The sequence below is a fragment of the Delftia sp. ASV31 genome (assembly GCF_016428765.1).
GTDB classification, from domain to species: domain Bacteria; phylum Pseudomonadota; class Gammaproteobacteria; order Burkholderiales; family Burkholderiaceae_C; genus Comamonas; species Comamonas acidovorans.
The window spans coordinates 1-320 of the sequence record NZ_JAELTK010000252.1; the positions used below are offsets into that span (position 1 = coordinate 1).

Sequence of the window (320 nt, forward strand, 5' to 3'; positions counted from 1 at the left end):
GCCCTGGTGCCGCGCGCCGACGGCGCCGCCATGCTGCAGGCGCTGGAGCAGGCCCACCTGTTCCTGGTGCCGCTGGCCGACGAGGCGCAGGGTGGCCAGGGCGGGCACAGCTGGCGCTACCACAGCACTGTCTCTTATACACATCTGACGCTGCCGACGAAATGCGAACAGTGTAGATCTCGGTGGTCGGCGGGTCATTAAAAGGGGGGGGGGGGGGGGGGGGGGGGGGGGGGGGGGGGGGGGGGGGGGGGGGGGGGGGGGGGGGGGGGGGGGGGGGGGGGGGGGGGGGGGGGGGGGGGGGGGGGGGGGGGGGGGGGGGG

At 78.8% G+C, this 320-nt stretch carries 1 protein-coding gene; it reads right to left on the reverse strand.

Translation table 11 applies throughout. The annotated features are described in order from the left end of the window. On the reverse strand, positions 1-198 hold a 198-nt coding region (locus tag JHD82_RS30110; protein WP_233174963.1), incomplete at its 3' end, for a hypothetical protein. Between the last annotated feature and the right edge of the window lie 122 nt (positions 199-320).